Annotated in this window: 7 protein-coding genes; 4 read left to right on the top strand and 3 right to left on the bottom strand. The window is 61.9% G+C overall.

From position 1 onward, the window contains the following. Positions 1–325: 325 nt before the first annotated feature. A complete protein-coding gene (locus tag IEX85_RS22350) occupies positions 326–931 on the bottom strand; it encodes a hypothetical protein (RefSeq protein ID WP_188862855.1) in 606 nt (201 codons plus the stop codon). 77 nt (positions 932–1,008) lie between these two features. Next, positions 1,009–2,976 (bottom strand): methyl-accepting chemotaxis protein, encoded by a 1,968-nt coding sequence (locus IEX85_RS22345; protein WP_188862854.1) that lies wholly within the window; start codon positions 2,974–2,976, stop codon positions 1,009–1,011. 283 nt (positions 2,977–3,259) lie between these two features. Here IEX85_RS22345 and carA point away from each other — a divergent pair, with 283 nt between their 5' ends. From carA to greA, 3 genes are read left to right on the top strand one after another with little or no spacing between them, the layout of a single operon-like run. Then, positions 3,260–4,396, top strand: coding sequence for a glutamine-hydrolyzing carbamoyl-phosphate synthase small subunit (carA, locus tag IEX85_RS22340; RefSeq protein WP_188862853.1), 1,137 nt, complete (start codon positions 3,260–3,262; stop codon positions 4,394–4,396). Positions 4,397–4,443: 47 nt separating this feature from the next. After that, a complete protein-coding gene (carB, locus tag IEX85_RS22335; protein WP_188862852.1) occupies positions 4,444–7,665 on the top strand; it encodes a carbamoyl-phosphate synthase large subunit in 3,222 nt (1,073 codons plus the stop codon). Beyond that, a complete protein-coding gene (gene greA, locus IEX85_RS22330; protein WP_188862851.1) occupies positions 7,662–8,138 on the top strand; it encodes a transcription elongation factor GreA in 477 nt (158 codons plus the stop codon). Before carB ends, greA begins: the two co-directional genes overlap by 4 nt. A 166-nt stretch (positions 8,139–8,304) precedes the next feature. On the opposite strand, the gene IEX85_RS22325 is transcribed toward greA, so the two are convergent. Beyond that, a complete protein-coding gene (locus IEX85_RS22325; protein ID WP_188862850.1) occupies positions 8,305–8,607 on the bottom strand; it encodes a YhbY family RNA-binding protein in 303 nt (100 codons plus the stop codon). A gap of 138 nt (positions 8,608–8,745) precedes the next feature. On the opposite strand from IEX85_RS22325, the gene rlmE reads away from it, so the two are divergent. Continuing rightward, entirely contained in the window at positions 8,746–9,369 is a 624-nt protein-coding gene (gene rlmE / locus IEX85_RS22320; protein WP_188862849.1) for a 23S rRNA (uridine(2552)-2'-O)-methyltransferase RlmE, read from the top strand. Positions 9,370–9,449 lie beyond the last annotated feature (80 nt).

Here is a 9,449-nt window from a genome sequence, read left to right as displayed (position 1 = left end):
GTGTGGGGCTTCCCCATGTGAGAGTAGGTCATCGCCAAGCATTTATTCAGGAAAACCCCGGTCTCGATGAGGCCGGGGTTTTTCGCTTTGGGCCGGGTGCAGCTCCCGGGGAAGGTGCCGATGGCGGCTTAACCCATCCTACCCGATAGACTGCCGGCCTCAGGCAGCGGCGGGGCCTGACAGCGCCTTCCGCCCGTAGGAGTGGCGTACCCAAACTGACGGGCACTTCCCCGCCACGAACACAGGGTTGAGGATTACCGCCCGTCTGAACCCCCGTTCGCTGCGGGGGCACAGCTCCTACGCGTTTCGCTGCGGGCCTCAGTGCCTACCGGAGCATCCAGAATTCCTGATCGCCGCCCTTGTCGAGTTCGTCTATCCAGTACTGCACCTTGAACGGCGCACCGAGTTTATCCGGGGTAGGGGCGCCGGCGTTCTGGCTCACGCGGAAGCTGGCGTAGCAGCCGATTCGCTGGTTTTCGCCCGGCGTCACCGACAGGTGCCCGCTTCCGGTGCCGGTTGACGGGTCAAGCTGTCCCCAGATGGTCAGGGTCGGCTCGTTGCGGTAAATGCCGACGCCGCCATAAATCCAGGTATCGCCCTGTACCGGGAGTTGCTGGCTAAAGCGGCCGCCGGCGTCCAGGCCTGTATCGAATCTGACGACGGAGCTTCTGCCCAGCGTAACGTCCAGCCGCCCTGCGGATACCTCCAGCGTAATCAGATCCTGAAAACGCGCGCAGCGAACGCCGACGGCACCGGCCACGGCGCTGTGACTGATACGCTGACTGAAATCCTCCCGTATCAGCCCCTGCCAGGTGCCATCGGTGCCCGACGAAGCGGATCCCGCGGGAGGCTGGTACCAGTAGCGATCGGTGGCGCAGGCCGTCAGCAGTGGCAGAGCCATCATCAGGCCGGTAGCGAGTCTGGCTGTCATCGGCCATCTCCAGAGTTGGGAATCTCTGCCTCAGACTATAGCAGTGACCCGGAAGCGGGGTTCCGTTGCCGTACCCCTTAACGGAATTTCGCCACCAGTTCGCCGAGACGCTCGCCGATCAGGCCCAGATCTCCGGCCAGGCGCTGGTTGTGGCCGGCCTCTTTCGACGACTCGAAGGCCCGGTTGAGGTTTTCGTTCAGGGTGCTGGCGACCTGGGACGAAACGCTGGACTGCTCTTCGGTGGCCGCGGCGATCAGTGTACTGAGGTCGCGAACCCGGGCCATTGCCTGGCGGATCTGCTGTATCAGGCCGGATGTCTCTTGCGACTGTTCCACCGTGCGGTCGCTCAGTTCGCGCTGGCGCTCCATGCAGCAGGCAATTTGCGAGGTGGATTCGCCAAGCTGGGCCGTCAGGTGCCGTATGCGGTCGGCAGCGCCTGAGGTGCTGGCGGCGAGCGAGCGTACCTCGTCCGCTACGACGGCAAATCCGCGCCCGGCTTCACCGGCCCGGGCGGCCTCGATAGCGGCATTCAGGGCCAGCAGGTTGGTTTGCTGGGCAAATCCCTGAATCAGCGCGAGAATTTCCTCTATTGCGGCGGCGTCCTGTTGCAGCTGCCGCAGGCTGCGGTCGCCGGCTTCGACTTCTTCCGCCAGTTGTAGAATGCTGGCGCCGGCAAGCTCCATCTGGCGGGCACCCTCATCGCTTAGGGCCTGCGCCTCGAGGGTCGCCCGGCTGCTGCTGCTGGCGTGCTCGGCCACCTCCTGATAGGAAGAGGACAGCTGTTCCATCTGCACGGCGGATTGTTCGGATGACTCGCGCTGGGCATCGACGATGCGTTCCAGATTGCCGGCGCCCGAGGCCATCGTCTGGCCGAAGGCGTCGAGCTGTCCGGTTTCGCGGCGGATGCTGTTGATAAGCAGCTGGAAATAGCCCCGCATTTTATCGAGTGTTTGCTGCAGGCTGGTGATTTCGAGGATTCTGCTGTTCAGTTCGAGAGGTTGGGACAGGTCCCCGTCCGCCAGCTTTTCAATATAGACGCTGCTGGCGCTCAGATAGCCGGCAAGGCGGCGCAGCAGTAGACCGGTCAGGGTGCCGATAATGATGATCAGCAATACGCAGACGCCGATCAGCAGATAGACTCTGCCCTTGATTCGGTCGTACTGCTGCACCAGGGTGCTGTCCATTGCAGACAGTTCGGCCTGGAGGCTGTCGAGCTGTTGTTTGACCCTGTTGGCGGTATGATCTTTCTCCGTCAGCAGGCGGTCTGCTTGCTCCAGCTCGCGCTGATAGCGACTGTCCAGTGACTGCAGCTGATCGAGTATTTCATCGGCGGCTTCGATCTGCTGGCCTGCGTCGGCCTCGGCCCAACCGAGCATTGCCGCCACCGCATCGACCTTCGCTTCCTGCTCGCGATAGACGCCCAGGCGGGGCTGCGTCCGCAATTGCTTCAGGCTTAGTGACAGCCGTTGGTGCTGCTGCAGGATGTCGGTATTGCCCGTCTGCTGACCGAACTGCCGCTGCCGAACCAGCGAGAGCCCGTGCAGTTGTTGCTGTACGTCGGCAATGGCGCGGTAGTAGCGCTCACGGTCCGCTGCGGCAGCGTTGCCGGCATCGCTGACGTACTCGGTCAGGCGCCCCAGCTCCTGAGCCATTTCCCGCTCGTTATTGATCAGCAGGGTTTGCGGGTCGCTCAGTTTTCCTGCCGCGCGCAGTCTCGACATCGACTGTTCCGCGATCGTCGCCAGCTGATCACCGATGCGTTGACGAATCTCGCTATCGAGCAGTCGGGCTGTCGAGGTGCGTTCGGCCAGCGTCGTGAGATTGACCTCGACCTGTTGCAGCAGGGTGGCGTCTCCGCTGTGCAGGTACTGCCGCATCGGATCAAGCAGCTCAGACCGGCTGCTTTCTTTTAAAGCCTGATAATCCAGACTCGAGCGGAACGCGCTGTCGAGTTGCTGCAGTGACCAGAGCAGTGCGGCGCTGAACAGCACGACAATTAGCAGCAGGGCGAGGGTGGTGGCTCGGGTAAGATGGGTGATTTTCATGGCTGGTTGGCGCTTTGGGCGGCCCGGATTCGGGTTGGCTGAAGACAGAACAGGATAATTTAAGGGGTTATCTGTTACATATAAGTTACAGTGTCTTCGCCTTCACAGGTCGCGTGGACACTGGAGGGCCGATCGACTAAAATACCGCCGGTTTGCCCGAAGGAACGGTAAACGCATCCCAAATTCTTGAAAGCGAGGTAAAGTTTCGGTTTTACCTCGCTTTTTTGCACGTATACATATTCGAATCGGTCTGTTTGCAGCGCGAAACGCGGGGGAGGTTCACTTGACGAGACCAGCCATTTTGGCCCTTGAAGACGGCAGTATTTTCAGGGGGGTGGCAATTGGCGCAGAGGGGCAGTCCAGCGGCGAGGTGGTGTTCAACACCTCGATGACCGGCTATCAGGAAATTCTGACCGATCCGTCGTATTGCCGACAGATCGTGACCCTGACCTATCCCCATATCGGCAATGTCGGTACCAATGCCGAGGATGAAGAGTCAGCCAAGACCTGGGTCTCCGGTCTCGTGATCCGTGACCTGCCGTTGCTGGCCAGCAACTTCCGTAGCGAGCAGTCTCTGGAAGAGTACCTGAAGGCCAATAACATCGTCGGCATCGCCGATATCGACACACGCCGCCTGACCCGTATCCTCCGCGAGAAGGGCGCTCAGAACGGCTGCATCATGGCCGGTGAGATCGACGAGGAGAAGGCGCTGGCCGAGGCGCGTGCTTTCCCGGGCCTCAAGGGCATGGACCTGGCCAAGGTCGTCTCCGCGACGGACAGCTATGAATGGCGCTCCTCGACCTGGGAGCTGGGTGTCGGCCACCTCGAGCGTAATGACAGCGAGCTGCCGTTCCATGTCGTCGCCTACGACTTTGGCGTCAAGCGCAATATCCTGCGTATGCTGGTCGAGCGCGGCTGCCGTCTTACCGTGGTGCCGGCGCAGACCCCGGCAACCGAGGTCCTGGCGCTGAACCCCGACGGCGTGTTCCTCTCCAACGGTCCGGGCGACCCCGAGCCCTGCGACTACGCGATCGAGGCGATTCAGGAAATCTGCAAGACCGACCTGCCGGTGTTCGGCATCTGCCTGGGGCACCAGCTGCTGGCGCTCGCGTCCGGTGCCAAGACCGTGAAGATGAAGTTCGGCCACCATGGCGCCAACCACCCGGTGCAGGATCTGGACAGCAAGCACGTGATGATCACCAGCCAGAACCACGGCTTCGCGGTCGACGAGGAAAGCCTGCCGGAAAACGTCCGGGCGATTCACAAGTCGCTGTTCGACGGCTCGCTGCAGGGCATCGAGCGCACCGACCGTCCGGCCTTCAGCTTCCAGGGACACCCGGAAGCCAGCCCCGGTCCGCACGACGTCGCGCCGCTGTTCGATCGCTTCATCGAGCAGATGAAAGCGCGCCAGGGCGCCTGATCAGACAGCAGTAAGTAGTTACTAACAGATTCGACTGGTTTTTACCGATGCCAAAACGTACGGACATTCAAAGTATTCTGATTCTCGGCGCCGGCCCGATCGTGATCGGCCAGGCCTGTGAATTCGACTATTCCGGTGCTCAGGCCTGCAAGGCGCTGCGCGAAGAGGGTTACCGGGTCATTCTGGTCAACTCCAACCCGGCCACCATCATGACCGACCCGGCGATGGCGGACGCAACCTACATCGAGCCGATCAACTGGAAGACGGTTGCCAAGATCATCGAGAAGGAGCGCCCCGACGCGCTGCTGCCGACGATGGGCGGTCAGACCGCGCTGAACTGCGCCCTGGACCTCGACCGCGAGGGCGTGCTGGCGAAGTTCGGTGTCGAGATGATCGGCGCCACCCAGGATGCCATCGACAAGGCCGAAGACCGCGAACGCTTCGACCAGGCGATGAAGAAGATCGGCCTCGAGTGCCCGCGCGCGTCCATCGCCCACAGTATGGAAGAAGCGCTGCAGGTGCTGGACAGCATCGGCTTCCCGGCGATCATCCGTCCTTCGTTCACCATGGGCGGCTCCGGTGGCGGTATCGCCTACAACCGCGAAGAGTTCGTCGAGATCTGCGAACGCGGCCTGGATCTGTCGCCGACCAACGAGCTGCTGATCGACGAGTCGCTGATCGGCTGGAAGGAATACGAGATGGAGGTCGTTCGCGACAAGAACGACAACTGCATCATCATCTGCTCGATCGAGAACTTCGACGCCATGGGCGTGCACACCGGTGACTCCATCACCGTGGCGCCGGCGCAGACCCTGACCGACAAGGAATACCAGCGCATGCGCGATGCTTCTATCGCCGTACTGCGCGAGATCGGTGTCGAGACCGGTGGCTCCAACGTCCAGTTCGGTCTGGATCCGGAGACCGGCCGCATGGTCGTGATCGAGATGAACCCGCGTGTGTCGCGCTCCTCGGCGCTGGCTTCCAAAGCGACCGGTTTCCCGATCGCCAAGGTCGCGGCCAAACTGGCGGTGGGCTACACCCTCGACGAGCTGCAGAACGAAATTACCGGCGGTCGCACCCCGGCGTCGTTCGAGCCGTCGATCGACTATGTCGTTACCAAGGTACCGCGCTTCACCTTCGAGAAGTTCCCGCAGGCCAACGACCGCCTGACCACCCAGATGAAGTCGGTCGGTGAGGTCATGGCGATCGGCCGTACCCAGCAGGAGTCGCTGCAAAAGGCCCTGCGCGGTCTCGAAGTCGGGGCGACCGGTTTCGACGAGATCGTCGATCTGAACAGCGACGATGCACGCAGCGATATCATCCGTGAGCTCAAGCAGCCGGGCGCCGAGCGTATCTGGTACATCGGCGATGCCTTCCGTCTTGGCATGAGCCTCGAGGAAATCTACGAGCTGTCGGGCGTCGATCCCTGGTTCCTGGTGCAGATCGAAGACATCATCAAGGACGAACAGCGTGTCGCCGAGATGGCGCTGTCCGACCTTGGCAGGGATCAGGTTTTCCGCCTCAAGCGCAAAGGCTTCTCCGATGCCCGTCTGGCCAAGCTGCTGGGCGTCAGCGAGAAGCAGTTCCGCAAGCAGCGTCAGAGTCTGGGCGTGCGTCCGGTGTTCAAGCGCGTCGACACCTGCGCTGCCGAGTTCGCCACCGATACCGCCTACCTGTACTCCAGTTACGAGGAAGAGTGCGAAGCCGCTCCGTCGGATCGCGAGAAGATCATGGTCATCGGCGGCGGGCCGAACCGTATCGGTCAGGGCATCGAGTTCGACTACTGCTGCGTACACGCCGCCCTGGCGGCGCGTGAAGACGGCTACGAGACCATCATGGTCAACTGCAACCCGGAAACCGTCTCCACCGACTACGATACTTCCGACCGTCTGTACTTCGAGCCGATCACCCTCGAAGACGTGCTCGAGATCGTCAATGTCGAGCAGCCCAAGGGCGTGATCGTGCAGTACGGCGGTCAGACTCCGCTGAAACTGGCGGTGGCCCTGGAGCAGGCCGGCGTGCCGATCATCGGTACCAGCCCGGAAGCTATCGACCGCGCCGAAGACCGCGAACAGTTCCAGCAGATGCTCAAGCGTCTGGGCCTGAAACAACCGCAGAACGCCACCGTGCGCAGCCTCGAAGAGGCCGTTATCGAAGCGGAGCGCATCGGTTACCCGCTGGTCGTACGCCCGTCCTACGTGCTGGGCGGCCGTGCCATGGAGATCGTCTACAAGGAAGACGAACTGCGGCGCTACATGAACACGGCGGTGCAGGTGTCCAACGACGCCCCGGTGCTGCTCGATCACTTCCTCAATGCCGCCATCGAGGTGGACATCGATGCGGTATCCGACGGCAAGACCGTGGTGATCGGCGCCATCATGCAGCACATCGAGCAGGCCGGCGTCCATTCCGGCGACTCGGCGTGCTCGCTGCCGCCGTACAGCCTGGCGGCCGACGTTCAGGACGAGATGCGCGAGCAGGTCAAGAAAATGGCCATGGAGCTTGGTGTCGTCGGTCTGATGAACGTGCAGCTGGCCTACCAGGACGGTGAAGTCTACGTTATCGAGGTGAACCCGCGCGCCTCCCGTACCGTGCCGTTCGTCTCCAAGTGCATCGGCGTCTCGCTGGCCAAGATCGCGGCGCTGGTCATGACCGGCAGGACCCTCGAGGAGCTCGGTTTCACCGAGGAGATCGTGCCGAAGCACTTCAACGTCAAGGAAGCGGTGTTCCCGTTCAACAAGTTCCCCAGCGTCGACCCGATCCTCGGCCCGGAAATGAAGTCCACCGGCGAGGTGATGGGTGTTGGCGAAAGCTTCGGCGAAGCCTTCATGAAGGCCCAGATCGGTGCCGGCGAGAAGATGCCGAAGAAGGGCAAGGCATTCATTTCGGTCCGCGACGTCGACAAGCAGGGCGCGGTCAAGGTCGCCCGCGACCTGGTCGAACTCGGCTTCTCGCTGGTCGGCACCCGCGGCACCGTCAAGTTGCTCGGGGAGCATGGTGTCCCGGCCGTGGCGGTGAACAAGGTCATGGAAGGCCGGCCGAACATCGTCGACATGATCAAGAACGACGAAATCGTCTACGTAATCAACACCACTGAAGGCCGCAAGGCGATCGCCGACTCCGCCGAGATCCGTCGCAGCGCGCTGCAGCACAAGGTGCCCTACACCACGACTCTGGCCGGTGCCGAAGCCACCGCCATGGCGCTGCAGTTCGGCGAGGAGAAGACGGTTCGACGCCTTCAGGATTTGCATGCAGGTGAGGCAGTATGAAGCGAGTACCGATGACCGTGAACGGCGAGAAGGCTCTGCGCGCAGAGCTGGACCGCCTCAAGTCAGTCGATCGGCCGCGAGTGATCGCGTCAATCGCCGAGGCCCGTGAACACGGGGATCTGAAAGAGAACGCCGAGTACCACGCGGCGCGCGAGCAGCAGGGCTTCATCGAGGGCCGCATTCAGGAACTCGAAGGCAAGCTGTCGCAGTGCCAGGTCATCGATGTCACCAGCATCCCGCACTCGGGCAAGGTGATCTTCGGTACCACCGTGGTGATCGTCAACATCGATACCGATGAAGAGGTGCGCTACCAGATCGTCGGCGATGACGAAGCCGACATCAAGCACCGCAAGATCTCGGTCAATTCGCCGATCGCCCGCGCGCTGATCGGCAAGGAAGAGGGCGATATCGCCTGCGTCGCCACGCCGGGCGGCGAGATCGAGTACGAGATCTCCGAGGTGCTGCATCTCTGATGCATGGAGGGTCAGGTGCGGACGCACCTGACCCCTGCGCAGGTAAAAAAATACCGCCGGATGGCGGTATTTTTGTAATTGGCTGCAGTTGTCCTGCGAGCGCAGGAGGCTGCGGGGCTGCCGTGCCGGGTTTCGCGTTAGGCGTGAGCTGTGATGCGTAATCCGCTCAGCGCAGCAGGTTGGAAAGCTTCGGGTTCGGTTCCGCGGCCCTGCGGTAGATCAGTGCGATATTGCCGATCTCCTGTACCAGAGTGGCTTCGACGATGGCGCAGAGTTCCTGGATCAGCGCCCTCTTGACCTCGCGGTCGCCGACGACGAACTTGACCTTGATCAGCTCGTGATCATCGAGGGCGCGGTCGACTTCCAGCTGAATGTTTTCGGTCAGTCCCTTACCGGCGACGGTCACGATCGGGTTCAGCTTGTGGCCGATGGTCCGCATCTGCTTCTTTTGCTCGGGCGTCAGGCTCATACTAGAATACGTTGCCTCGTGATTGAGTGAGTCCGGTCGGCGCCCCGGCGCCGGTCCGCGATGAAAACAATCAGCCATTTTACCCGAGTTGCCGGAACCTGAGTAGCGCCCGGCCTCCCCATCCTGCTGGAATTCTACGTGGCAAGATCGAAAAGCAGCGGTCGCTGGTTAAAGGAACATTTTGACGACCGCTACGTCAAACAGTCGAAGTCCGATGGTCTGAGATCCCGGGCCAGTTACAAGCTGCAGGAGCTGAACGCGAAGGATCGGCTGTTCCGCCCGGGCATGACCGTGGTTGACCTCGGCGCTGCGCCCGGCGGTTGGTCGCAGGTCGCAAGTGAGCTGGTGGGAGACCACGGACGGGTAGTGGCGTCGGACATACTGGAGATGGATCCGTTGCCGGGCGTCGAGTTCGTGCAGGGCGACTTCACCGAAGAAGCGGTGCTCGAACGCATCCTGGCGGCGCTGGGGGATGCGCCGGCAGACCTTGTAATTTCGGACATGGCCCCCAATATGAGTGGTATGTCCTCGATCGATCAGCCGGCGGCCATGTACCTGGTCGAGCTGGCGCTGGATATGGCGCGCCAGGTGCTGAAACCTGGCGGCACCTTTCTGGTCAAGGTGTTCCAGGGCGAGGGGTTCGATGCCTATCTCGCTGAGATGCGGCAGAGCTTCGGCAAGGTCGTGACCCGCAAGCCGGATGCCTCTCGTGCCCGTTCACGTGAAGTGTACCTGCTCGGAACCGGCTTTAAACCCGTATAAGGCAGTGTTGGCGGGCCCTGGCCGGGTCCGCCGCTTGTAGTCAGGCCAGACAATCTGGTGTACTTTTGAGGCGCAATGTA

The sequence above is a fragment of the Marinobacterium nitratireducens genome (assembly GCF_014645375.1).
In the GTDB taxonomy this organism is placed as follows: Bacteria; Pseudomonadota; Gammaproteobacteria; order Pseudomonadales; family Balneatricaceae; genus Marinobacterium_A; species Marinobacterium_A nitratireducens.
The sequence above is the reverse complement of the archived record's forward strand: the minus strand, read 5'-3'. Positions and strand labels throughout refer to the sequence as shown.

What these genes read in the sequence shown, in the direction of transcription:
- IEX85_RS22350 (WP_188862855.1), bottom strand. Translation starts at nt 931, where the DNA reads ATGACAGCCAGACTCGCTACCGGCCTGATGATGGCTCTGCCACTGCTG.
- IEX85_RS22345 (WP_188862854.1), bottom strand. Translation starts at nt 2,976, where the DNA reads ATGAAAATCACCCATCTTACCCGAGCCACCACCCTCGCCCTGCTGCTA.
- carB (WP_188862852.1), top strand. Translation starts at nt 4,444, where the DNA reads ATGCCAAAACGTACGGACATTCAAAGTATTCTGATTCTCGGCGCCGGC.
- greA (WP_188862851.1), top strand. Translation starts at nt 7,662, where the DNA reads ATGAAGCGAGTACCGATGACCGTGAACGGCGAGAAGGCTCTGCGCGCA.
- IEX85_RS22325 (WP_188862850.1), bottom strand. Translation starts at nt 8,607, where the DNA reads ATGAGCCTGACGCCCGAGCAAAAGAAGCAGATGCGGACCATCGGCCAC.